This is a genomic window from uncultured Dysosmobacter sp., from assembly GCF_947631635.1.
GTDB lineage: Bacteria > Bacillota > Clostridia > Oscillospirales > Oscillospiraceae > Oscillibacter.
Genome location: NZ_CANRMB010000002.1, coordinates 134,825 through 157,680 on the forward strand (window position 1 = coordinate 134,825; position 22,856 = coordinate 157,680).

Below are 22,856 nucleotides of genomic sequence, written 5' to 3' on the forward strand. Positions count from 1 at the left end.
TCCTCAATCCGGTCTGCGGCGGCTCAAATTGGAGTTGCTGTACGCCGGATCATAGGTGACCTCCCGATCGAACCATTCCGGCGGCTGGAAGGCGGCGGCCTCCGCCTCCGTGGGAAATTCCACCTCCGCCGCCACCAGCGGCGCCAGAGGCGGCGCAAAGACATCCAGTTCTATGGTATATCCGGCATAGGGGATGCAATAGCGCGTCTTGACGATGACCAGGCCGTCCGCCTTGGACAGAAGGTGCCTGTACGCCTCCTCCGTCAAGGGGAACTCATGCTCCTCCCGTGCCAGCAGCCCCACACCCTTGTATGTCAGCCAATATGTGTCATTGCTGCGCCGCACCCGCACCACCGGTGCGGTGCACAGATATGCCTGTTCCAAGCGCTTCTTGGGGAACTGCTCCAAGTCCTCCGGCAGGCGCTTCACTGTAAATTTTCGTTCGATCTCCATCACTGCCTCGATTCCCGCACAACATCCACCTGTTCCACGCCATAGCGCCGGAACAGCTCCACCGCCTCCCGTCCGATGCGCTCTCCGGAGACCGCGATGGGGACGGCCGGCGGGCAGGACACCGTGGGCGCGCCGCAGACGCGGCCCAGCGCCTCCTCCGCCGGTACCGTCTCATGGGGGGCGAACAACGCCTGCCGGATGGACAGGACCTGCTCTCCAGCCGCAAGAGGCAGCGGGACCAGCGGTGCATGGCGTTCGTGATTTTCTCCAAGGACCATGGCTATGCGTTCCAGGTCCTCCGGGCTGTTTTCCGGCGTCGCCATTAGCACCAGGAATTCCCGGTCCGCGTACTCGCACTCCACGCCGCCGCGCCGCAGGCGCTCTGCCAGCGCAATTCCAGTCGATCCCGCCGAAGCGGCGATGGTCAGCCGCAGGGGGTCTGTGGCCAGCACCTTCCAGCCGCTGTCGGAAAGCCGTTTTCGGAGCCTGTTCAGCTCCACGGATATCCGGGACAGCCGCTCCCGATACCCCTCCGCCAGATAGCGGTTGCACAGGTCCAGGGACGCCAGCGTCAGATAGGAGGGACTGGTGGAGCCAAACAGGGCCATGGCGGCCTTTGCGTGCTCCCGGAATCCCTCCGGGGCGTTTTTCCCGATCTGCAGATAGGCGCCGCCTGTGAGAACGGGCAGGGTCTTATGGGCAGAGTCACAGCAGATATCCGCTCCCAGATCCAGGGGGTGGAGCGGCTGTCTCCGGAAGTGCAGATAGGCGCCGTGGGCATTGTCCACAGCCAGCACAGTGCCGTAACGGCGGCAGACATCCGCCAGCGCCGCCAGATCTGTCATGCCGCCCAGATAGTCCGGACTGGTGACATATACGGCGGCAGGCGGCGCAGAGAGTGTCTCCAGTGTCTTTTCCAATGTTTCAGCGGACACGGGACAGCCGCAGATAGAGGCGCTCCCTCCCTCCGGCCACAGCCAGACCACGGCGAGATCCAGTAATGCGGCGGCATATACGAACACCTTATGGACATTCCGCGCCGCTACTACTACGTTGGAAGTTCCCGCTGGGCGGTCTGTCAGCGCCAGATACAGCATGGCCCGGATGCACTGGCTGGAGCCCTCCGTGGAATACAGCGTCCGCCCGGAGCCGAACAGTGCCGCGGCGTTCCGCTGGCTCTCCGCAATGATGCCGGAGGCCTCATACAGGGCGTCGGCCCCCGCGATCTCCGTGATATCCAGCGGCTCGCAGCCCAGGAAGGGTCTCCCCTTGTGGCCCGGCATGTGGAGCCTGGCGGTGCCGGACGCGGCATAGCTCCGCACAAAATCCGCGATGGGCGTGTCCATCAGGCTTCCTCTTCGGCGGCTTCCTCCGCCGCCTTCATCATGATGGCGCACTCGATGCGCTTGCGGAACAGCTCACAGCCCGCCTCATAGACGCCCCGGATGGAGCCGGTGGCGTGGTAGGCGTTGGCGGCACAGCCGCCGGAGCAGTACAGCTTGGCCCAGCAGTCCGCGCACTCGGGCCGGGCATAGGCGTTGCAGGCGCGGAACTCATCCCGCAGGGCGGTGTTGGTGACGCCGTTCCAGATATCGCCCAGCTTGTACGCCTCCTCGCCCACGAACTGGTGGCAGGGGTACAGGTCGCCCCAGGGGGTGACCGCCATGTACTCCGTGCCGGAGCCGCAGCCGGAGATGCGCTTGTAGATGCAGGGGCCGCCGGTGAGGTCCAGCATGTAGTGGTAGAAGGTGATGGGCCTGCCCTCCCGCTCCCGGCGCAGCATGTCCTTCGCCAAAATCTCATACTGCTCCTTCACAATCTCCAGGTCCTCCGGCGTCAGGGCCGCCGGGTCGTCGGGGGCGCAGACCACCGGCTCCATGCTCAATTCCGTGAAGCCCAGGTCCGCCATATGGAACACATCGTTGGTGAAATCGGGGTTGGCGTGGGTGAAGGTGCCCCGCATGTAGTAATTCCTGCCGCCCCGGGCCTCCACCAGCTTCTGGAACTTGGGCACGATGCGGTCATAGCTGCCGTTCCCGGCGTAGTCCACCCGCAGGCGGTCGTGGATCTCCTTCCGGCCGTCCAGGGACAGCACCACATTGCTCATCTCCCGGTTGGCGAAGCCGATCACATCGTCGTCGATCAGCATTCCGTTGGTGGTCAGGGTGAACCGGAATTTCTTGTGGTGGGGCTCCTCCTGGGTGCGGGCATATTCCACCAGCTGCTTCACCACATCCCAGTTCATCAGCGGCTCGCCGCCGAAGAAGTCCACCTCCAGGTTCGTCCGGGTGCCGGAGTGCTCGATCAGAAAATCCAGCGCCCGCTTGCCCACCTCAAAGCTCATGAGGGCGCGGTCGCCGTGGTACTTGCCCTGACTGGCAAAGCAGTAGGAGCAGTTGAGGTTGCAGGTGTGGGCCACGTGGAGGCACAGCGCCTTCACCACGTCGCCGGAGCGCTCCTTGAACGTGCCCGCCATGTCCGCGAAAGTGTCCGGCGTGAACAGCTGTCCCGCGTCCTTCAGGGCCTGCACGTCCCCGATGCACGCCCGCAGCTCCTCCGCCGTCACATCGTCCCGGTCCTGATATTTTTCCAGCATCGCGGCGACGATCTCCTCCTGCGTGTGGCTCTCGAACATGGCGATGATGTCATAGGCCACCTCGTCCACCACATGGACGGCGCCGGAGCAGGTGTCCAGCACGATATTGTAGCCGTTCAGTTGATACTGATGCACCATAATAAACGAATTCCTTTCCTCTCACATAAAAAGTGCCGCCTGTACAGGCGGCAGCTTTTTGATTGCGGTTTGCTTACTTATCGGCGTTCTCGCACTTCTGGTTGGCAACGCCGCAGCTGGTCTTGCAAGCAGACTGGCAGGAAGTCTGGCACTCGCCGCAGCCGCCCTTCTTGGCGCTCTCGCACAGGTTGCGGGTCTCCAGGGTCTTGATTCTCTTCATCATGTATCGCTCCATTCTGTTGGATTTTGGTTTTCCGGCCGCGGTCCGCCAAAGGGGACGCCGCCTTATTGTCGAGAGAATCATACCATATTTTGATAGGCAAGTCAACAAAATCATGCGCTCCAGAGCCCGTTCTCCCAAAATGCGCGCTCACGCCTCCGCCTTCTCGAAAACATGGTCCGGCAGCGCCGCCGCCAGGGCATAGGCCGCCTCCAGCAGCTCCGCTTCCCCCAGCTCCATGCCCATTCGGGGAATCCGTGTCCGAAGCTGCTCCACCTTCCGTTTGAAATCCTTTGCCAGCAGAAAGCCCGTGTCCGTCAGATACACCTTGCCGTACCGCTCCCGCACCAGCAGGCCCCGGTCCATCAGAACCCCCAGCATCCGGGTGACGGACGGTCTGGACACCCCCAGGGCCTTGGCGATCCCCGCGGCCCCCACATCCGGCTTGGCCCGGCCCAGGTCATAGATCGCCAGCAGATAGCGCAGATGGGTCTCAGTCAGTATTGCCATGGTCTCTCCCTCAGTTCATATCACCGGAAAAAGGGACGCAAGCCGCTTCCCAAAGCCCGCGTCCCCCTTCCGGTCAGATCTTATTTTTTATGACAGCTTCCGCACTTGGAGCAGTCTCCGTTACAGTGTCCGCCGGACTTGTGGTCCTTCCACAGGGACCGGACGGCCAGGGCCACCACGATGGCCAGGACCGCGGTCACGATCACATATCCGAACATACCGGGCATCGTCGTGCCCTCCTTTCAAGCGTTGCTTACTTTGCGGCAGCAGCGGCCACAGATGTCAGGTGATGGGTGTCGTTTTCAGGCTGATAGCCCTTGCGGACCAGCAGATAGATGAGGGCGGCCAAAGCGGCAATGGCAACGGCGGTCCACAGGCTGAAGGGAGCCACGCCTGCGATCAGACCGCCGATCTGATAGACGATCATGGCGATCACATAGGCGAAGCCGCACATGTAGCCGATGGCGGCCAGGGTCCACTTGGTGTTGTTCATCTCCCGCTTAATGGCGCCCATGGCGGCGAAGCAGGGGGCGCACAGCAGGTTGAAGATCATAAAGGAGTAGGCGGAAATGGCGTTGAAGTCCGCGGCGATCAGCGGCCACAGATCAGCGCTGTCCTCCAGCAGGTCGGCGGCGCCCGCATAGTGATAGGTCACGCCGAAGAAGTTGACCACTTCCTCCTTGGCAATGAGGCCGGTAATGGTCGCGCCGGCGGCCTTCCAGGCCCAGTCGCCGATCCAGCCCAGGGGATAGAAGATCCAGGCGATAGCACCGCTGATAGAGGCCAGCAGGGAGTCGTTGTTGTCCTCCACCGCCTGCCACACACCGTCCACAAAGCCGTAGCCCTGAAGGAACCACAGCACGATGGAGGAGAGCAGGATCACGGTACCGGCCCGCTTGATGAAGGACCAGCCCCGCTCCCAGGTGGCCCGCAGAACGTTGCCCACAGAGGGTGCGTGATAGGTGGGCAGCTCCATGACGAAGGGAGCGGGTTCCCCGGCGAAGGCTTTGAACTTTTTCAACATAATGCCGGAGACGATCACTGCCGCCACACCAATGAAGTATGCGGAGGTGGCGACCAGAGCGGACTCGCCGAACAGAGCGCCCGCGAACAGGCCGATGATGGGCATCTTGGCGCCGCAGGGAATGAAGCCGGTGGTCATGATGGTCATTTTCCGGTCACGGTCCTGCTCAATGGTCCGGGAGGCCATGATGCCGGGCACGCCGCAGCCGGTGGCCACCAGCATGGGGATAAAGCTCTTGCCGGAGAGTCCGAAGCGGCGGAAAATGCGGTCCATGATGAAGGCGATACGGGCCATGTAGCCCACGTCCTCCAAAACAGCCAGCAGCAGGAACAGCACCAGCATCTGAGGCACGAAGCCCAACACGGCGCCCACGCCGGCTACGATGCCGTCCTGGATCAGGCCATACAGCCAGGTGCCCTCGGCCACGCCCAGCGCGCCCAGGATGCTGTCGAACAATCCGGGGACCCACTCGCCGAAGAGCACGTCGTTGGCCCAGTCAGTGCCCATGGTGCCGATGGAGATGGCCCAGCCGCCCATGGCGATGGCGTAGATCAGGAACATGACCGCCGCAAAGATAGGCAGAGCCAGGATGCGGTTGGTGACGATCTGGTCGATCTTGTCGGAGACGGACAGGCTGCCCTTGGCGGCCTTCTTCCGCACCGCTCTGGTGACCACGCCGTTGATGTAGGCATAGCGCTGGTTGGTGATGATGCTCTCCGCGTCGTCATCCAGCTCCTTTTCACAGTCGGCAATGTGCTCTTCCAAATGGGCGGCCAGGTCGCCGGACAGCTTCAGCTCCTCCAGCACCTTCTCATCCCGCTCAAAGATCTTGATGGCAAACCAGCGGAGATACTGGTCATCCACCCTGCCCTGGATGGACTCCTCGATGTGGGCAATGGCGTGCTCCACACTGCCGGTGAACACATGGGGCAGCTCCCCAGCCTTCCGGCTCTTCGCCATGGCCATGGCCTTCTCGGCCGCCGCCATGCCGCCCTCACCCTTCAGCGCGGACATCTCCACGACTTCACAGCCCAAGGCCTCCCCCAGCTTCTGGAGATCAATCCTGTCGCCGTTCTTGCGGACCAGGTCGATCATGTTCACCGCCACCACAACAGGCAGTCCCAGCTCGATCAGCTGGGTGGTGAGATACAGGTTCCGCTCGATGTTGGTGCCGTCCACGATGTTCAAAATGGCGTCGGGCTTCTCGTTCACCAAGTAGCTCCGGGCCACCACTTCCTCCAGGGTGTAGGGGGACAGGGAGTAGATGCCGGGCAGGTCCTGGATGACCACATCCTTGTGGCCCTTCAGTTTGCCCTCCTTCTTCTCCACAGTGACGCCGGGCCAGTTGCCCACATACTGGTTGGAACCGGTCAGGCTGTTGAACAGGGTGGTTTTCCCGCAGTTCGGATTGCCTGCCAGCGCGATCTTGATATCCATGATGCTTCTCCTCTCCAAAGTTAGCAATGGCTAACTTTTGTATTTAAAATTTGGCGGCCGGGACCGCCCTTTCGTTTGCCTCTCCGCGGCAGAGGGGGGACCTGTCCCCTCTTCAGCCAACCTCGATCATCTCCGCGTCGCCCTTCCGCACGGACAGCTCATAGCCCCGCACATTCAGTTCCATGGGGTCGCCCAGGGGCGCCACCTTGCGGACATAGATCTCCACGCCCTTGGTGATGCCCATGTCCATGATCCGGCGCTTCACAGGACCCTCCCCGTGGAGCTTCGTCACAGTGACGGTCTCGCCCACCTTTACATCTTTCAATGTCTTCATGCTCTCTCCTCCTCAAAATATGGAAATCTCAGATTTTTGCTGCTAGATCATAATGCGGTTCGCCATGCTTTTGTCTAAGGCGATCCGGCTCTCCTTTACCTGAAGGATCAGATTCCCGGCGATCTCGCTGACCACCGTCACATCGCTGTCCACCACAAACCCCAGCTCCGCCAGATGCTGGCGCACCTCGTCCTTTCCGGAGATCCTGCGGATGGTGACAGTCTCACCTGTTCTTGCCATTGTCAAGGGCATCATCTGTACTCGCCTCCCCCGAAAGTTAGCTATCGCTAACTTTCTCCTCAAAAGCAGGGGTTAGTTTCATCTAACCCCTGAAATCGTCTAAGAGTTTACCATCACTAACCAGAAATGTCAAGACATTTTCAAAAATTTCTTGCATTTTTGGTTAGTTTGTGTTAACCTTATACAAAACTACCGCCAGCAAGGAGAATCGTTTATGAACATTCACGAATCCGCAGAAGATTATCTGGAGTCCATCCTGATTCTCAAGGAGCGTCTGGGACTGGTGCGTTCCATCGACATCGTGCGGGATCTGGGGCATTCCAAGCCCAGTGTCAGTGTTGCCATGAAGCGGCTGCGGGAAAACGGATATATTGAGATGGACGCAGAGGGATATATCACATTGCTGCCGCCGGGCGACGAGATCGCCCAGCGCATCTATACCCGCCACCGCCTTCTCTCCCAGTTTTTGGAGCATCTCGGCGTCAGCCGGGAAAACGCTGTGGCCGACGCCTGCAAGATCGAACACGACATCAGCGTGGAGTCCTTTGATAAGATCGTGGCGTATGCCAAAGAACACCGTTTGATCGACGAGGTGGAGTGAGCCTGTGTGCCGCCTTCCAGCCTGACCTCCATCAAAGAACAGCAGAGCGCCGCATAAAGCGGCGCTCTGTTTTTGGGGGTCTGTGCGGTCATCTGGCCCGCAGCTGCCAGAACGCCACCGCACTGGCAGCCGCCACATTCAGGGAATCCACCTGGTGGGCCATGGGGATGCGCACGGTATAGTCGCAGCCGGCAATGGTCCCGTCCGCCAGTCCGTCCCCCTCTGTGCCCAGCACAATGGCCAGCTTTTCCTCCCCGCAGAGAACGGGGTCCTCGATGCTGACGGAATCATCGCGCAGAGCCATGGCAGCGGTCTTGAATCCCAGCCGCCGCAGGCGGTCGATGCCCGGATGGGGCCACTGGGAGGGTCCGTCTCCGATGCGGGTCCAGGGGACCTGAAAGACCGTGCCCATGCTGACCCGCACCGCCCGCCGGTACAGCGGGTCGCTGCAGGAGGGCGTGACCAGCACGGCGTCTATGTTCAGCGCCGCGGCGGACCGGAAAATGGCCCCGATGTTGGTGGAATCCACGATCCCCTCCAACACAGCCACCCGCCGGGTATTGGCGCACAGCATCTCCACGCTGGGCAGAGCGGGCCGCCGCATGGCGCACAGAACGCCCCTTGTCAGCTCGTATCCGGTCAGCTCCGCCAGCAGGGCGCGGTCAGCGGTGTAGACCGGGACCTCCCCGCAGCGGGCCACGATCTCCCGCGCCTGCCCCTCGATCTGTCTGCGCTCCATGAGAAGGGACACCGGCTCGTACCCGGCGTCCAAAGCCCGCTGGATCACCTTGGGGCTCTCGGCGATGAAAATGCCCTTCTCCGGCTCCCGCCGGGAGCGCAGCTGCGCTTCCGTCAAGCGGGCAAAGACATCCAGCTCCGGCGCGGAAATATCGGTCAGCTCTATGATATTCGGCATCATTCGTCTCCTCGTCCCCTTGCGCTTTTGATAAATACGACATTGTTTTCCCGGGAAAGGTCCGGGGAAAAGCGGTAGTCCAGGTCCGTAAAATCCCGGAGCTTCTCCGGATCCGTGATGTGGTTCTCCGCCAGCCAGCGCACCATCTGCCCCCGGGCCATTTTGCACATGGTCCCCTTTTCCACCAGCTTTCCGTCCTTCCACTCCCCAAAGGTACAGGTGAGGAAGCGGACCGATGACGGCAGGTATGGCTCCACCGCGCGGCTGTACTCCCTGGAGGCCAGGTTCAGCACCAGGCCTGTCTCCGCCGCCAGCTGGTCCGCCAGCTTTCCGCCCCAGAAGGCGTACAGGTCCCTGCCGCCGTCCACGGACAGCCGCGCCTGCATCTCCAGCCGGTAGGGCGCAACGCCGTCAAAGGGACACAGCAGGCCGTAAAAACCGGAGAGGATGCGCAGATGCTCCCGTATGTAATCCAGGTGCCCTGTCTCAAGGACTCCCGGCGCCATATATTGGTACTGAATCCCCTCATAAGCCATGACCGCGGGCGTCAGCCGGCGGCGCAGGTCCATCTCCCGCAGGCGCTCCACATTCAGCCCGGCAATGGCGTCGCTGCACCTCCAAAGCGTCTGCAGCTCCTTGGGAGACATGCCCTGTAAAACAGCTTTTAACCGCTCTGCTTCTCCTATAAACCGCGGCAGACTCTCCACGGCAAAGCTGTCCAGATCCACATTCATTTTTTTCGCCGGTGAAATGATGATCCGCATCGTTGGCCTCCTCATTGCAGGCAGTCTTTGGTCCGCTCCTCCGCCGGGGCTGGGCCGCAGGCGAGACAGCAGCCGTAATTTCCGATATGTCCGGCGTTCGCCTCCCGCAGCGCCCTTTGCAAAGCTGCGAAGTGGCTCTCCGGAATGAATATCTCTCCAGCTTGCAGTATTGGAAATCAGCCATGGGGACCTTCCCATTCGTCCAAGCGGTCCCGGATCTCATCGGCCAGGTCCTCCAGGTCCTCGTGGCGGCTGCCCCAGACCTCATACGCCTCGCTGTCCATATCCTCTGGCTCCTGCTGGTCCAGCGCCTCGATCTGCGCCCGGACCGTTTGCAGGCAGTCCAGCAGTCCCTCCCGGTCCATGGCGTCCAGGTCAGGCTCCTGTGCGCACTGGTCAAAGCGGATAATGTCAGCCATGCTCTCTCCTCCATTCAGAATGGTATTGTGTTATTATACCACAAAAAAGAGGCAGACAACATGGTAGTTTTCCATGTGTCTGCCTTTATCTTACACCTTCATAAAACAGGCGACATGCTCTGCCCCTATAAGGGGCCTTTACCGGCGAGGCCCTAAGGCTCCCGAATCATCTTACTTTTGTGTCTGTGCCCTGCTGCCAATTTCATCGGCGGTGGGGTACAGATTTTTAGGCTCCCTTAAAAATGGGAGCTGCGATGCTTCTGCGAGGCTGAAGGATGTCTTTTTCTTTCTTCACATCCCCTCCGCCGCAGCTTACGCTCCGCGGCACCTCCCTTACCCAGGAGAGGCTTTCACTGCGGCGGAATTGCTCATAGGCATAGCCTTTTTGGAACCATGGGCACAGCCTATAGTTTTTTTGCAAAAACGGCAGATCCGGACGAAATTGCCCGGACCTGCCAGATCAACGATATGATCCCATCCTGTGCCGTGGGCATGTATCCCCGGCACGAGCTGTTCTATTTAACGGCGTGCCCCGCCAGTTTCCCGCTTTGCCGCGCCAGCTCAAACAGCCGGCGGTTTTTTTCATTCATCGGCCCAAATGTCTCCAGACAGCAGATGACCTGCTTACAGGCCGCCATCCGCTCCGCCGCTTTGGCAAACGCCGCGTCGCTGATGGGTTCAAAGCTCCGCTCCGATATGACCTCCGCCGCCAAGGCCTCCGCCACCGGATGATCCAGGTCATTTTCGTGCAGGACGCCTGCCGCAAAGGGGATGCCCTGCCGCTGAAGGCGGCGGTATACCGGAATGCCGTTGCCGCCTCCTCCGATGACGAACACCTCCGGCGCGCCCCGGACCGGCTCCAGCTCCAGGCAGCCGAAGTCCGCGTTGTAGCTGCCTCTTGCGGCGCCGTAGAGCTCCATGATGTAAGCCGAGGTAAAGATCTCCTCCGGCGGACCGTATCGCTCGATGGTGTTGTTGTGAACGCAGACCACATAGTCGGAGATCTTCTGCGCCAGGTCCAATTCGTGGAGGGACATGACCACCGCCAGCTGCCGCTGGCGCACCATGTCCTTTAAAATGCCCAGCAGTTCCAGCTTGTAGCGGATATCCAGAAAGGATGTAGGCTCGTCCAGCACGATGATCTCCGGCTCCTGGCAGATGGCCCGGGCCAGCAGGACCCGCTGGCGCTGGCCGTCGCTGATGGCCGTGAAATCCCGGTCCGCCAGGTCCATCCCCTGGACCAGCTCCAGGGACTCCCGCACCTTCTCCCGGTCCTCCGCCGTCAAAATGCCCAGCCGTCCGGTATAGGGATACCGTCCGGTGCTCACCACGTCCCAGCAGGTCATCAGCTCCGGGCGGGTCCGCTCCGTCATCAGGACGGAGAGCCGCTTCGCCACCTCCAGCGCGGCCATCCGGTCCATGGGGCGGCCATCCAGATAGACCGTGCCCCGGAGGGCGCCGAGCTGCCGGATGATGGTCTTGAGGATCGTGGACTTTCCGGAGCCGTTGGGTCCGATCAGCGTCATGATCTCCCCCCGCCGGAGGCGGAGGCAGATATCCTCAATCAGCGGCCGGCCGCCGTAGCCCACCGCCATGTGGTCAGTATACAAATAGTGCTCCCGCATCCGCTCCGCCTCCTTACGCCATGGTTTTTGCCCGCTGGGAGATCATGGTATAGATCACCACGGGCGCGCCGAAAATGGCCGTCACAGAGCTGATGCTCATATCCGTGGGGGCAAACGCCGTCCGGGCGATCAGGTCGCAGAACAGGCAGAACACAGCGCCCCCCAGAAAGCAGGCGGGGATCATGAGGATCGGCTTTGCGGTGCGGAACAGGCTCTTGACCAGGTGGGGCACCGCGATGCCCACAAAAGAGATCGGTCCCGCGAAAGCCGTCACGCAGGCAGACAGCACGCTGGACAGCAGGATCAGCGCCGCCCGGAACGCCCGGATGTTGACGCCCATGTTCTGGGCGTACACCTCTCCCATCTGGTAGGCACCGATGGGCTTGGAAAGCAGGAAGGTCAAAAGCAGGGTCACGCCCACCACCGCCGCCATGACCGCCACGCTGTCCCAGTAGATGCCGGAAAAGCTGCCCATGGACCAGTTGTGCAGATTCACGATGTTGGAATCCTCCGCAAAAGTCACCACGAAGTCCGTGACAGCGGAGCAGATGTAGCCGATCATCACGCCGCAGACCACCAGCATGGACATCTTCCGCACCCGCCGGGAGATCAGCAGGATAAAGCCCATGGAGAGCATGGCCCCCACAAAGGCCGCGGCGATCAGGAGCATGGAGCTGGACACCAGCCCGCGGCTCAGCAGGAAGATCATCACAAGGGACACCACCAGCTTGGCCCCCGATGAGATGCCCAGCACAAAGGGTCCCGCGATGGGATTTGCGAAAAACGTCTGGAGCAGAAAGCCGGAGACGGACAGTGCGCCGCCCAGAATGACGGCGGCGCAGATGCGGGGCAGACGGATCCCCCATATGATGCCGTACTCCGTGCTGCCGTCCGCCGGGCCGGTCAAGATCCGCACGACCTCTCCCAGGGACAGATGGACGCTGCCCGCGTTTACATTCCAGACCACCAGGACGGCCAGCAGGACCACCAGCAGCGCAAACGCCCCGCCATACCGGGCGTAGTCTCTTCTCATCTCTTATGCCTCCATCAGCTGAGCTGGTGCAGATAGGTCAGGTCCAGGCCGTCCGGGTCGTCCGCGTCCACGATGGCGTGGAGGTCCGCGATCAGCGCCCCCAATCCCAGGCTCTCCTGGAACAGATTTTTTCCAGTGCACCAGACGCGGCCCTCCCGCACGGCTTTGAAATCCGCCAAAAGGCCGCTCTTATCCAGCAGGTCCTCCATGGTCTGAAGCTCCCCATCAATGGCGCTGTTGTAGATCAGCACGTCCGCGTCCCGGGCACCCTCATAGAACGCCTCCATCTGCATGTTCATGGTGGACCTGGCGCTGTCCTCCGCCGGAAGATCCTGGAAGATGTACACGCCGCCGGCCAGATCAATGGCCTTTGCGATATAGTCCTCCGGTCTGCGCACATTCACCGCGCCATTGGATGTGATATAGAAAAAGGCCACTGTTTTTCCGGTGTTCTCCTGTTCCAGGATCGGGGCGAGCGTTTCCATCTGCCGGTCAAAATAAGCCTGCGCCGCCTCCTCTTTTCCAAGCAGCGCGGCGTACAGTTTGATCCACTCCATCCGGCCCAGGGGATGGCTCTCATAGCTGGAGCGCTCCACCAGCACGGGGATCCCAAACCGCTCCAGCTGTTCCATGACCTCCGGCGTGTGGTAGATCATGGTAGACTCCACCGCAAGGCCGCATCCCTGTTCCAGGATCAGCTCATAATCCGGGGCGCTGTACTTTCCGGCGTAGACCATCTCTCCCGCCTCCATGGCCGCCTTCGCTTCCTGGATATACCAGCCGGCGGCGTCGGTGCCGGAGAGGGTGACGGCATCTATGGCGTCCAGCTCCCGGAACAGGTCCATGGCGGAGGTGGCCACCAGGTAGACGCTGTCCACAGGCTGCTGGATCACCGTGACCTCCTCCGGTACGCCGGAGGGGATGGGGGCGCCTTCCGGCACCACCAGATAGGTGTCCGCGTCCCCGATGGTGATGATTTTGCAGCCGTTTTGCAAGTAGTCCACAGAGAACTGGTCCGCGTAGAGCAGGTCCATGCTATGGGTCCGCTCCAGGGCGTCCCACGCGATATCCGCTCCATCCGTCTCCGCCGGCTTTTCTGCCTGTCCGCATCCGCACAGGCTCAGCAGGAGCAGGAGGACCAGAAGAAATCCGTTTCGCCTCATATCCTTCATTCCGCTTTTTCGATGGTGGCGGAATCAAAGCACAGGGTGTATTCGATCTCGTGGGGCGTGCTCATGGCCGTGGTATCCGCGTAAACGGTGAGTTTCCGGTCAAAAGCCGCCACGGGGATCTCAAAGGTCGAATTGCCCTCCGTGCCGAGGGGCAGGAACTTCTCTTCGCCGATGCGCATATAGTCGTAGTTGGAACTGCCCCAGACCACCGTCGCATAGGCCTTGCCGTTCTCCACGCGGAGCGCCGCGGGAGATTCCACGCTGGCCCGGCCGGAGCCGCCCGCCAGCTGGACTTCCACCGTGTAGCTGCCGTTCTCCATCCCATCCGCGGTTTTGAAACTCCCGTCCTGGAATGCCTCCAGGGGCAGGGAATCCCCGCGGAACACCAGGGTCCGGTCATACCAGAGCTCCTTTTTCTTGCTGAACGCGGCGCAGTTGATGCCCTTGTCCAGAGCCTCGACGGGGACTGTAAAGGTATGGGTCCCCTCCGCCGTCTCCCCATAGGGGATGCAGGCCGCCTCGTCCGCCGCCGCGGCCTCCTCGCCGGTGCCCATGAACACCTTCAGGTATCCCTTTCCGCCCATGTGCATCACGGCGGTCATCTCTCCGCCCTGGACCGTCAGCTCACATTCCGTAATGCTGAACATGGAGGAGCTGGAATCCACCTGGATGGAATAGGTCCCGTCCTTGATGGCGCTGCCGTAGATGGGGACCATGTCCTCGTCCACCACATCCTCAACAGGTGCCATCTGCTCTGAGGACGCGACCTGGCTCTCTTCCTTCTGTTCAGGTGCCGCATCCTCAACAGGCGGCTCCCCGCTGGTGTCCGGCTTTGCCTGCTCCGCACCGCAGCCCGCAGTCAGCAGCATCACCGCCGCCAGAAGCACCAAAAATGTGGTTTTCAATTTTTTCATGATCTCTGCACCTTTCTATACGCAGCAGGCCAAAAGGAACCCTCTTGGCCTGCTGCTTAAAATGATATGGTTTATGCGATATTGGACGATCCTCAGCCCAGCTCGCCTGCCGCGGCCTGGGCGTGCTCCACCAACAGGTTCTGGATGGCCTCGAACTCGCCAAGGCCCCGCACCACGCACTCCACCTGATAGCCGGCGGCCTCAAAGGCGGTCTTCCAGGAGTCCTCCTCGTCGCCGGCCATGTCGTTGTTGGCGTGGTCGCCCGCCACGATCATCATGGGCTGCAGCACCACGCGCTCATAGGTACCCGCCTGCACCAGCGCCAGCACATCGTCCAGAGACGGGGCGGCCTCCACGGTGCCCACGTAGTAGTTCGCATAGCCGCCGTCCGTCAGCACCTGCTGCATTTTGGCGTACACGGCGTTGGATTCCGCTTCCGTGCCGTGGCCCATGAAGCAGATGGCGGTCTTGCCGTCGTCATAGGAGGCGGTGGCGTCCACCATCGCCTTGGCCACGGTCTGGAAGTCCTCGTCGGAGGTCAGCAGGGGCTTGCCGATGGAGATGGATTCAAACGCGTCCGCGTACTGGGCAACCTCGTTCACCAGGTCATTGTACTCCAGACCGTCCATCAGGTGGGTGGGCTGGATCACCAGGTTCTTCACGCCGTTGTCCACGGCCCGGTCCAAAGCCTCGCCCACGTTGTCGATGACCTCGCCGTCACGCTCCTTCACGTGGTCGATGATGATCTGACTGGTGAAGCCTCTTCTCACGGAGTAATCCGGGAAAGCCTTCTCCATAGCCTCCTCGATGGCGCCCACGGTCAGGCGGCGGCTGTCGTTAAAGCTGGTGCCGAAGCTGACCACCAGCAGCTCACTTTCACCGATATCGTCCTGGTTCCGGGGATTATCCAGGGAGGCGTCGCCGGTCGTGTAGTCCTCATCCATGGCGGCCTGGGCGTGCTCCACCAACAGGTTCTGGATGGCCTCGAACTCGCCAAGGCCCCGCACCACGCACTCCACCTGATAGCCGGCGGCCTCAAAGGCGGTCTTCCAGGAGTCCTCCTCGTCGCCGGCCATGTCGTTGTTGGCGTGGTCGCCCGCCACGATCATCATGGGCTGCAGCACCACGCGCTCATAGGTACCCGCCTGCACCAGCGCCAGCACATCGTCCAGAGACGGGGCGGCCTCCACGGTGCCCACGTAGTAGTTCGCATAGCCGCCGTCCGTCAGCACCTGCTGCATTTTGGCGTACACGGCGTTGGATTCCGCTTCCGTGCCGTGGCCCATGAAGCAGATGGCGGTCTTGCCGTCGTCATAGGAGGCGGTGGCGTCCACCATCGCCTTGGCCACGGTCTGGAAGTCCTCGTCGGAGGTCAGCAGGGGCTTGCCGATGGAGATGGATTCAAACGCGTCCGCGTACTGGGCAACCTCGTTCACCAGGTCATTGTACTCCAGACCGTCCATCAGGTGGGTGGGCTGGATCACCAGGTTCTTCACGCCGTTGTCCACGGCCCGGTCCAAGGCTTCGCCCACGTTGTCGATGACCTCTCCATCACGCTCCTTCACGTGGTCGATGATGATCTGGCTGGTGAAGCCTCTTCTCACGGAGTAATCCGGGAAGGCCTTCTCCATAGCCTCCTCAATGGCGCCCACGGTCAGGCGGCGGCTGTCGTTAAAGCTGGTGCCGAAGCTGACCACCAGCAGCTCATTTTCGCCGATCTCGTCCTGGTTCCGGGGATTATCCAGAGAGGCGTCGCCGGTCTCATAGTTTTCGTCGTCTTCAGGTTCGTCGGGCTGGCTTTTGCCGCATCCGGCCAGCAGAGTCGCCAGCATGGTGATCGCCATCACCAGTGCCAGCAGTTTCTTCATTTTCATCTTGGTTCCTCCTTCATGTTGTGAAGCGAAGCATACGCTTCGTTTCTCTGATGTATATAAATTTTTACACCAGCACAGTCAGGTACAGGAACATGCGGCAGAAAAAAGCGGTCATCAAAAGATGACCACGACTGCCAGACGCCATAAATGGATGGTACAATCAAGTCCTCGTGATCCGGAATATGGAGACCATATTCCCGTACCAGCAATCGGCAGGTTTCCTGACTCGTAAGTCATCACGCACGACCGTCTTCCCGACGTTCATCAGTGACTGTCATCTGCTGACATAGATCATGCGCTCGTTACATACAGTGACGAGATCGTACAGGCCTTTCACCTGTTTCCCTATTATCCATTCTTTTACAAAAGGATGGCACCGGTTGCTTGCTATTCAGTTTTTGTTATTGTACCACGGTTTTCGGCCCAATGCAACACTCTTGTCCCAGTAAAGATCCGCATCCGCAATGAAAACGCTGGACTTGTACCAATTAGCAGTGAGTTCGGGATCTGGCGATTTACACAGCGCGCCTCCGCTTTAATTGTCACCGCCGCTTGAGCGCAATCGGCATGTGGTCGGGCGCAGTTTGAAAGCTGAACTTTTAACGCAGGAAAAGCCCTGCCGCATAAAAAGATGCAGAAACACACCGTAGAAACAAGGATCCTAGCCCCCCGTACCGGTGGTTTTTTTTATACAAAGAAAAACGGCCCCGCCGGGTTTTATTTCCCGACGGGGCTGTTGAAGATACCGCTTATATCTGTTCGGATTCACAGCGCACCACCACGCGGGTCGTTCTCGCAGGGGTGCAGGTGAACAGGGTCAGATCCCAGTCGCCGCTCTCCAGTGTCTCCAAATCATTCCCGCCCACGGTCTCCAGTTCCGTCACCTGGTAGCGGAACACATTGCCATCCGCGTCGGTGAAGATCACATCATCCCCAACAACCAGGTCCTTTAACCCGCCGAAATGGCTGCGGTAGTTGTGGGCCGCGATGATGAGGTCGCCCAGATAGGCAGAGCCCTCGAAGCGGCAGGGAGACAGCTTTAAATTTGGGTAACTCCACTCGCTCATCACCGGCAGGGACAGCTCCAGTGCCGGGATCTCGATGGTTCCGATGTAGTCGTGGCCATCTATTGGAATCGTGGGCATTTCCATGGTGGGATCAAGCAGATAGGCCGGGACGGGCTGCTCAGGCTCATGTTCCGGTTCTGACTGCTCCGCATCAGGCGCATTTTCCTGGGATACGAGGCTGCTCTCCAGATCCTGGAGGGCTCTTTGGGCGGCTTGATCCGCCTGCTGCGCCTCCCGGACATTGTTTGAGACAAGGCAGAGGGCCGCTGCCATCAGCAGCAGCCCTCCGCAAATCAAAAGCTTATGCTTCATGCTTTCCGCGATACCGCTTCTTCTCCCAAATACCGGCGGCGACCATCAAAGCGCCTGCCGCTGTCAGGAGCCACACAGGCCACCAGAGCTGACCAGTCTGGGGAATCTCCGGCGCATCCACTCCGGTCTTGGGAACATCCGGGTCACCCAGTTCCATGGTTGGATCCGGTTTCTTCGGCTCGTCCGGCTTCTTGGGCTCGTCCGGCTTCTTGGGCTCGTCCGGTTTCTCCGGCTCGTCCGGCTTATCCGGCTTGTCCGGCTTATCCGGCTTATCCGGCTTGTCCGGCTTATCCGGCTTGTCCGGCTTGTCCGGATCGTCAGGCGTGTTGGTGACGGTAAAGACCTTGTCAAAGGTGCTTCCCTCTTGGTCGCCGTCCCCTTTGTCATCTTCCTCTTGGTCTTTGTACACAGCGTCCATCAGACTGAGATGCAGGGCCTCTGCCGGGTCTAGGGTCTCTGTCAGATGTCCTTTTTCATCAAAGCCCAAATAGACAGTAAGCTTTTCCCCGTTCTCATATACGGTCACACCGAACATGTACTCATCGTCCGTTCCTTCGCAGGGGAACAGCATCAAAAATTCATAAGGATCGGCATCGGGGAAAGCGACAAGCTCGCCGTCACAGCAGCAGACGGTAAACTTCTGATTCGGATTTTCGGGGTTATACGGATTGAGTTCAGGATAATTCGCAAATTCCAATACGTTATCCGTTGCCTGATCATTCCCACAGACCTTGAGCGCTGTATGTACAGGCCGGAAGCTGTCTGTCGGAAGTTCATCCAGCTTAGCCCCGGTATTAAAATTAAGGAACTCAAAGGCCGTCGCCTCACTCCTGTCCTCGGCGTATGGATAAGGATTCTCATCATCAGGCACCTTGAGATATATGGTATAACCGGATTCTACCATGTAAATGTAGTATTTTCCCGCTTCTCCGGCTTCCATAAAATTAATTGCACCGTAATATGGGTAGTCTTCCTCTTCTCCCTGTTTTACGACCAGAGTATCTTCACCGTTCAGGAAAAGCAGCTGCTCCTTATTTCCAGGCGTATAGGGCTGAAACGGCCCGCTGCTGGAGTTGCTGCTAAAGGTCAAAGCAATAGAGCCGCTGCCGCCATCAGGCGTATAGACCACCTGAACAGGATAGGAGGTACCGGGGCTCAGTGTCTCCGGCTTCTCCGGCTCTGCCGGTTCCTCCGGTTCTCCCGGCTCCTCCGGCTTCGGATCTGCCAGGCCGTATGTGGGGGTATAGCCGTCCGGCACATTCAGTTCCCGCACAGTATATTCGTGGGACTCCAGCGGGATCTTGATATGCTGACCCGTCGCCTCGGCGTACGAACCATAGGCGGAATAGGTCCAGCGCTCATAGGGAACGTGCTTGAACTCGTCCTTCCAGTCGTCCGCGCGCAGCGTGACCTTGTAGGAGGTGTCCACTCCGTTTTCCACCAGGCAGATCTCGACCTCGTCCCCGCTGTGATCCTTCTTGTCAGCGTCAGCCCAGATCTTCTCGACCGGGATGGAGGTCGTGTTTTCGTGGATCTCCCGATAGGATTCGCTATAGATTGTGCCGATTTGGGTCTGCCAGCCGGCGTTTTCAGGTATGAAAACATTGACGCCCACATATCGTTCCTCGATCACGACCCAGAAATGCGCTTCATCTTCATCCGGTATGTCATTCACCTGAACGGTGAACTCCTTCTTGCCCGGTCCAACCTTAACAGTTCCGACCTTCTTTCTGTTGAAATACAGGGTTGCAGTGATGTCATCATACTTCTCCCTAATGGGGAAGTTCAGACTGCCGGTTATGGTGACGTTATAGGTGCCGTCACCATTATCAGTGACGACCCAGTCTTCGGAATCCAGATCGTAGGCGACAAAATGGGGGTATTTGGGCGTGACCGAGATCCTCTGGAAGGTCAGGTTCTTATCAGCATCCGGCTGCGTGCAAAGGTTGAATCCATCCAGATACAAAGGATTTCCATTCTCAAACCGCGATTCTTCATCCCTGAGGTAATACTCGTCGGCCTCAACATGCAGGGGTTTTGAGGCATCCAAAGTGTGCCCCGGCGGCAGGATAAGCTTATTCTCGTAATCGTTGGCGTGCAAGCTTCCGTTGTCATCCACTGTCACCGGGATATTCCCCAAATACCGCAAACCACCCCACCATAACTCGATTACGGACGCTTCATAGCTTCCATAGCTGTTCAGCGCGTTATCCTCGCTACGACCGGTGTCATAGCAAAAATCTATGTAAATTTCGCGGCTTTCCTCGGGATAGAGGACACTGGGGAACCACTGAAGGCTATCATGTTCGCCTAAATACCACATCTGCCGGATGTCATCCGGATCATATGGCAGCAGACAGACACTGTTATAGAAGGAGGTCATGCCAAGGGCCCAGGTATGGCCGTTGATCTCCGTGGTGAGCGCGAAATAATCGCCTTCCACCGTGGTGAATCCGTCATCGGCCGTACCCTCGTTCTCGCCTTCCGCGGCCATCGCGGGGGCGGCAAAGGACCACAGGTAGTCGCGCACGGTGTTGACGTCCTCTTCTGCCTGTGCGGGGTCCGATACATAGCTGTCGGACTTGTGGACCTCATAGGAGGTATGGGCCCAGCCCTCGCTGGATTCATAGCCCCAGGGTCCGTCATCCCGGGGATTGGTGATGGTGTAGATGGCGGCCTGGATGCCCGCCATGATCTCGTCCGCGCCGCAGCCGGCGGAGACCTCATAACCGGCCTGCTCCATGTTGGAGAGGAACTCCCTCTCCGTCACATAGGGGTAGCAGTTGGGGATGATGGCTCCAAGGGCGGCCTTCTGCTCGGCACTGAAGCCCTCATAGTCCTCCAGGCTGACGGCCGTGTACTGGCCGGGCTCGGTGAAAGTGGGCATGCCATTCTCGTAATCGGCGCAGTAGCTGACTGTGTAGTTGTTCTTGCCGTTGTATTTCGGGCTGGACGGCTTGAATCTTCCGGTGCCGTCATCCATCAGAATGAAGTTTTCCACGCCGGTGCCGTCGTTCAGCAGGTGCTGGCTGCCCTGATAGACCGAGTAGAGCCCGCCGAAGCTGACGGTGTCCGGATCCAGATCCTTTTTAAGCGCGGCAGCAGGCAGATCCTCTGTATCCGGGTCCAGTACCTCGGCCAGATAATAGGCGCAGCGCTCCGGGGCGTCTTCGGAAACGCCGGCGCAAATGTACTGCCAGATGCCGAGATATGTGTCGCTGCCATTGCTGAGATAGGCATAAGCCTGATCTGTGACCGGCTCAATGGTGATCTCAGCCGGTTTGCTGGAGATGCTGGGCGTCTGCGATGCGGCCCGGCCCTCGCTGGGCTTCAAATAGAGGCCCGTGTTGTTGTTCTGGAAAACCGCTTGATTTTCGCTTGAGACAGATGCGGTCCACAAAATGTCCTGCCCATTGGTGTAGAAAATATCGTCCACGGAAGCCTCGCAGGGCGCGGCGCCGTACACACCGCTGACACCGATATTCTCATTCGGGCAGAGGGAGTTGTTCGTCAGGTTGTCCGCGCCGTACCGGGCCAGGCGTCCATTTCCGCTCAAAGCATAGTGCAGGCGGTTGAACTCCGTTGCGCTGATGATGGCGTATGTCTCGCCGTCGCTGATGTCGCTCCAGTCCACAAGGCGCAGCATCGTTCCCTCAGGGACCGCCGTGGTGCTGCCCGCTGTCTGCTGCTCCTTTTGCAGGAGCTTGGCAAAATAGAACCGGGCGGCCAAAGCTGGATCGGTCGTTACACAGAACGTGTCTCCATCCAGCGCCACATACTGGCCGTCTCCTGTCGCAAGCAGGGCGGAGCTGCCATCCTTGTCCGCAAGGAAAAAGTCGCAGTTCATATTGCCCAGCAGCGTGTCGGTCGGCGCCAGATACTCGTTGGAAGCGCAGCTGCGGATATACTTGTAATAACCGCTTTCTGCCGGTCTTTCACGGTCGTTGTTCACGGTCCAGAGAACATTCTGATCCGGCGAGGACAGGCTTACGCCAACAGCGGCCTCCCCGTCCAGTTCCAGGGGAGCGGAGCATTGGGCCATGCCTGTGATTGCGATGTAATTTCCATCCGCCTCCGTGAAGATCACGTATTGATCGTCTCCGTAGACCTGATTCGGCGAAACGATCCTTGCGCGGAAATCCCTTTGCGGAAGCAAAGACGGAAAGAGTGTCCCCTCCGGAGGCTCCGGTTCATCCGGCTCCTCCTGAATCTCGGCAAAGTAAAAAACGGTCTCGTTGAGTCTCTCTGTGATCCGAAACAGCTGCCCCGGCTGCGGCTCCGGGTCAGAATTCGACCGCTGGAGATATACCGTTTTGGTAGAGCTGTCAGCAAGAGACAGCATTCCGTTTTCGTTGATCTCCAGGCCGCTTGCCGTCTCCGTCTCGCTGACGGCAAGACTCTCCCCGTCGTCAGAGACGGTTAAATAGCTCCCGTTATTTTGAATGATCAGCCCTTCTTCCGTCTGGTTCAGAGACCAGCCCAGGCCCTTTTGCGCCAGATAGATGGTGCTGCCGGGAGCAGCGCAAGCATCGCGGGCCATTCCCAGGCTTTCTGTGGCGGCCGCGTCGGCGCCGATACCATAGGTATGGCCGCCCCATACGCACGAGGTAAATATTACATAGGATCTGCTCCCATCAAGGATCAGCTGATCCGGCGCGACAGTGATTGCGGTCTCCTCCGCATCCTCTGCGCTGACCGACATAAGCGCGATCTCTTCCTCCCCAGCCAGTTCGCCTTCCGCGCCGTTGGCGGGTTCTTCGGCTTCCGTGTCCGGCTGTTCAGCCTCCACGCCGGCCTGGTCCGCCGGCTGTTCGGATTCGTCCGTCTCCGCGTCAGCCGGATCTTCCGCTTGCTCGGTCTCATCGGTCTCCATATCGGCCGAATCCGCCGCCTGTTCGATCTCATCAACCTGCTGGGCATGAGCCGATAACGGTATGTTGCCGACAAACATACAAAATGCCATCAGAACTGCCAACATGGAAGATAGCCGCTTTCTTTTGAAACTCCTCATCGTCTTTTCTCTTTCCTTTCTTACTGCTCTCTGAAATACCATTTTTAGTAAATACAGACGCAGGCATTTGCAATTGTTTTGCTTGCCGCAAAAAACGCATTCTCCAACGGAAGCTTCATATACATTGATTTCGATTTACAGGAATTGCTCCAAGGCTGGATGCAGCAAGGACATATATTGAAAAGTATGGAAAAAC

General features: G+C 59.5%; 21 protein-coding genes and 1 riboswitch. Of the genes, 1 reads left to right on the forward strand and 20 read right to left on the reverse strand.

What is annotated here, in order from left to right; all coding sequences use genetic code 11:
* Window positions 1–3: 3 nt before the first annotated feature.
* From Q0Z71_RS02330 to Q0Z71_RS02370, 9 genes are all read right to left on the reverse strand, one after another.
* A complete protein-coding gene (locus Q0Z71_RS02330; protein ID WP_298017682.1) occupies window positions 4–453 on the reverse strand; it encodes a CYTH domain-containing protein in 450 nt (149 codons plus the stop codon).
* Window positions 453–1,799 (reverse strand): amino acid decarboxylase, encoded by a 1,347-nt coding sequence (locus tag Q0Z71_RS02335; RefSeq protein ID WP_298017684.1) that lies wholly within the window; start codon window positions 1,797–1,799, stop codon window positions 453–455. The genes Q0Z71_RS02330 and Q0Z71_RS02335 overlap by 1 nt, the downstream gene beginning before the upstream one ends.
* On the reverse strand, window positions 1,799–3,187 hold the full coding sequence (gene scfB, locus Q0Z71_RS02340; RefSeq protein WP_298017686.1) for a thioether cross-link-forming SCIFF peptide maturase: 1,389 nt from the start codon (window positions 3,185–3,187) through the stop codon (window positions 1,799–1,801). The genes Q0Z71_RS02335 and scfB overlap by 1 nt, the downstream gene beginning before the upstream one ends.
* Before the next feature lie 73 nt (window positions 3,188–3,260).
* A complete protein-coding gene (scfA, locus tag Q0Z71_RS02345) occupies window positions 3,261–3,407 on the reverse strand; it encodes a six-cysteine ranthipeptide SCIFF (protein WP_298017811.1) in 147 nt (48 codons plus the stop codon).
* Window positions 3,408–3,557: 150 nt separating this feature from the next.
* On the reverse strand, window positions 3,558–3,917 hold the full coding sequence (locus tag Q0Z71_RS02350; RefSeq protein WP_298017689.1) for a metal-dependent transcriptional regulator: 360 nt from the start codon (window positions 3,915–3,917) through the stop codon (window positions 3,558–3,560).
* A gap of 80 nt (window positions 3,918–3,997) precedes the next feature.
* Window positions 3,998–4,144 carry a FeoB-associated Cys-rich membrane protein gene (locus Q0Z71_RS02355; protein ID WP_363316666.1) on the reverse strand — a complete coding sequence of 49 codons (147 nt, stop codon included), beginning with the start codon at window positions 4,142–4,144 and terminating at the stop codon, window positions 3,998–4,000.
* 26 nt (window positions 4,145–4,170) lie between these two features.
* Entirely contained in the window at window positions 4,171–6,378 is a 2,208-nt protein-coding gene (gene feoB / locus Q0Z71_RS02360) for a ferrous iron transport protein B (protein WP_298017691.1), read from the reverse strand.
* Window positions 6,379–6,490: 112 nt separating this feature from the next.
* Window positions 6,491–6,712, reverse strand: coding sequence for a FeoA family protein (locus Q0Z71_RS02365; RefSeq protein ID WP_298017694.1), 222 nt, complete (start codon window positions 6,710–6,712; stop codon window positions 6,491–6,493).
* Between the two features lie 42 nt (window positions 6,713–6,754).
* Window positions 6,755–6,967, reverse strand: coding sequence for a FeoA family protein (locus tag Q0Z71_RS02370; protein WP_298017696.1), 213 nt, complete (start codon window positions 6,965–6,967; stop codon window positions 6,755–6,757).
* Between the two features lie 199 nt (window positions 6,968–7,166).
* Here Q0Z71_RS02370 and Q0Z71_RS02375 point away from each other — a divergent pair, with 199 nt between their 5' ends.
* The gene (locus Q0Z71_RS02375; RefSeq protein ID WP_298017700.1) at window positions 7,167–7,553 is read left to right on the forward strand and encodes a metal-dependent transcriptional regulator; all 387 of its coding nucleotides are present in this window, start codon (window positions 7,167–7,169) and stop codon (window positions 7,551–7,553) included.
* 88 nt (window positions 7,554–7,641) lie between these two features.
* Here the strand turns inward: Q0Z71_RS02375 and Q0Z71_RS02380 are convergent, their stop codons facing one another.
* From Q0Z71_RS02380 to Q0Z71_RS02435, 11 genes are all read right to left on the reverse strand, one after another.
* Window positions 7,642–8,469, reverse strand: coding sequence for an RNA methyltransferase (locus Q0Z71_RS02380; RefSeq protein ID WP_298017703.1), 828 nt, complete (start codon window positions 8,467–8,469; stop codon window positions 7,642–7,644).
* Window positions 8,469–9,233 carry a peroxide stress protein YaaA gene (gene yaaA / locus Q0Z71_RS02385; protein WP_298017706.1) on the reverse strand — a complete coding sequence of 255 codons (765 nt, stop codon included), beginning with the start codon at window positions 9,231–9,233 and terminating at the stop codon, window positions 8,469–8,471. Before yaaA ends, Q0Z71_RS02380 begins: the two co-directional genes overlap by 1 nt.
* A 176-nt stretch (window positions 9,234–9,409) precedes the next feature.
* Entirely contained in the window at window positions 9,410–9,652 is a 243-nt protein-coding gene (locus tag Q0Z71_RS02395) for a hypothetical protein (protein ID WP_298017709.1), read from the reverse strand.
* A 515-nt stretch (window positions 9,653–10,167) separates the two neighbouring features.
* Window positions 10,168–11,277, reverse strand: coding sequence for an ABC transporter ATP-binding protein (locus Q0Z71_RS02400; RefSeq protein WP_298017711.1), 1,110 nt, complete (start codon window positions 11,275–11,277; stop codon window positions 10,168–10,170).
* 13 nt (window positions 11,278–11,290) lie between these two features.
* Window positions 11,291–12,310, reverse strand: coding sequence for an iron ABC transporter permease (locus Q0Z71_RS02405; protein WP_298017714.1), 1,020 nt, complete (start codon window positions 12,308–12,310; stop codon window positions 11,291–11,293).
* A 14-nt stretch (window positions 12,311–12,324) separates the two neighbouring features.
* On the reverse strand, window positions 12,325–13,473 hold the full coding sequence (locus Q0Z71_RS02410) for an ABC transporter substrate-binding protein (protein WP_298017716.1): 1,149 nt from the start codon (window positions 13,471–13,473) through the stop codon (window positions 12,325–12,327).
* Between the two features lie 5 nt (window positions 13,474–13,478).
* Complete coding sequence (locus tag Q0Z71_RS02415; RefSeq protein ID WP_298017720.1) at window positions 13,479–14,396, reverse strand: hypothetical protein; 918 nt, start codon at window positions 14,394–14,396, stop codon at window positions 13,479–13,481.
* 92 nt (window positions 14,397–14,488) lie between these two features.
* The gene (locus Q0Z71_RS02420; RefSeq protein ID WP_363316667.1) at window positions 14,489–16,270 is read right to left on the reverse strand and encodes a sirohydrochlorin cobaltochelatase; all 1,782 of its coding nucleotides are present in this window, start codon (window positions 16,268–16,270) and stop codon (window positions 14,489–14,491) included.
* Window positions 16,271–16,463: 193 nt separating this feature from the next.
* Window positions 16,464–16,666, reverse strand: a riboswitch (cobalamin riboswitch).
* A gap of 353 nt (window positions 16,667–17,019) precedes the next feature.
* Window positions 17,020–17,649, reverse strand: coding sequence for a sortase (locus Q0Z71_RS02425; protein WP_298017722.1), 630 nt, complete (start codon window positions 17,647–17,649; stop codon window positions 17,020–17,022).
* Window positions 17,639–22,522: a Cna B-type domain-containing protein gene (locus Q0Z71_RS02430; RefSeq protein WP_298017724.1), complete on the reverse strand. Its 4,884-nt coding sequence runs from the start codon at window positions 22,520–22,522 to the stop codon at window positions 17,639–17,641. The genes Q0Z71_RS02425 and Q0Z71_RS02430 overlap by 11 nt, the downstream gene beginning before the upstream one ends.
* Window positions 22,523–22,553: 31 nt before the next feature.
* Window positions 22,554–22,751 (reverse strand): hypothetical protein, encoded by a 198-nt coding sequence (locus Q0Z71_RS02435; protein ID WP_298017727.1) that lies wholly within the window; start codon window positions 22,749–22,751, stop codon window positions 22,554–22,556.
* Between the last annotated feature and the right edge of the window lie 105 nt (window positions 22,752–22,856).

What these genes read in the sequence shown, in the direction of transcription:
- Q0Z71_RS02330 (WP_298017682.1), bottom strand. Translation starts at nt 453, where the DNA reads ATGGAGATCGAACGAAAATTTACAGTGAAGCGCCTGCCGGAGGACTTG.
- Q0Z71_RS02335 (WP_298017684.1), bottom strand. Translation starts at nt 1,799, where the DNA reads ATGGACACGCCCATCGCGGATTTTGTGCGGAGCTATGCCGCGTCCGGC.
- scfB (WP_298017686.1), bottom strand. Translation starts at nt 3,187, where the DNA reads ATGGTGCATCAGTATCAACTGAACGGCTACAATATCGTGCTGGACACC.
- scfA (WP_298017811.1), bottom strand. Translation starts at nt 3,407, where the DNA reads ATGAAGAGAATCAAGACCCTGGAGACCCGCAACCTGTGCGAGAGCGCC.
- Q0Z71_RS02350 (WP_298017689.1), bottom strand. Translation starts at nt 3,917, where the DNA reads ATGGCAATACTGACTGAGACCCATCTGCGCTATCTGCTGGCGATCTAT.
- Q0Z71_RS02355 (WP_363316666.1), bottom strand. Translation starts at nt 4,144, where the DNA reads ATGCCCGGTATGTTCGGATATGTGATCGTGACCGCGGTCCTGGCCATC.
- feoB (WP_298017691.1), bottom strand. Translation starts at nt 6,378, where the DNA reads ATGGATATCAAGATCGCGCTGGCAGGCAATCCGAACTGCGGGAAAACC.
- Q0Z71_RS02365 (WP_298017694.1), bottom strand. Translation starts at nt 6,712, where the DNA reads ATGAAGACATTGAAAGATGTAAAGGTGGGCGAGACCGTCACTGTGACG.
- Q0Z71_RS02370 (WP_298017696.1), bottom strand. Translation starts at nt 6,967, where the DNA reads ATGATGCCCTTGACAATGGCAAGAACAGGTGAGACTGTCACCATCCGC.
- Q0Z71_RS02375 (WP_298017700.1), top strand. Translation starts at nt 7,167, where the DNA reads ATGAACATTCACGAATCCGCAGAAGATTATCTGGAGTCCATCCTGATT.
- Q0Z71_RS02380 (WP_298017703.1), bottom strand. Translation starts at nt 8,469, where the DNA reads ATGCCGAATATCATAGAGCTGACCGATATTTCCGCGCCGGAGCTGGAT.
- yaaA (WP_298017706.1), bottom strand. Translation starts at nt 9,233, where the DNA reads ATGCGGATCATCATTTCACCGGCGAAAAAAATGAATGTGGATCTGGAC.
- Q0Z71_RS02395 (WP_298017709.1), bottom strand. Translation starts at nt 9,652, where the DNA reads ATGGCTGACATTATCCGCTTTGACCAGTGCGCACAGGAGCCTGACCTG.
- Q0Z71_RS02400 (WP_298017711.1), bottom strand. Translation starts at nt 11,277, where the DNA reads ATGCGGGAGCACTATTTGTATACTGACCACATGGCGGTGGGCTACGGC.
- Q0Z71_RS02405 (WP_298017714.1), bottom strand. Translation starts at nt 12,310, where the DNA reads ATGAGAAGAGACTACGCCCGGTATGGCGGGGCGTTTGCGCTGCTGGTG.
- Q0Z71_RS02410 (WP_298017716.1), bottom strand. Translation starts at nt 13,473, where the DNA reads ATGAGGCGAAACGGATTTCTTCTGGTCCTCCTGCTCCTGCTGAGCCTG.
- Q0Z71_RS02415 (WP_298017720.1), bottom strand. Translation starts at nt 14,396, where the DNA reads ATGAAAAAATTGAAAACCACATTTTTGGTGCTTCTGGCGGCGGTGATG.
- Q0Z71_RS02420 (WP_363316667.1), bottom strand. Translation starts at nt 16,270, where the DNA reads ATGAAAATGAAGAAACTGCTGGCACTGGTGATGGCGATCACCATGCTG.
- Q0Z71_RS02425 (WP_298017722.1), bottom strand. Translation starts at nt 17,649, where the DNA reads ATGAAGCATAAGCTTTTGATTTGCGGAGGGCTGCTGCTGATGGCAGCG.
- Q0Z71_RS02430 (WP_298017724.1), bottom strand. Translation starts at nt 22,522, where the DNA reads ATGGAGACCGATGAGACCGAGCAAGCGGAAGATCCGGCTGACGCGGAG.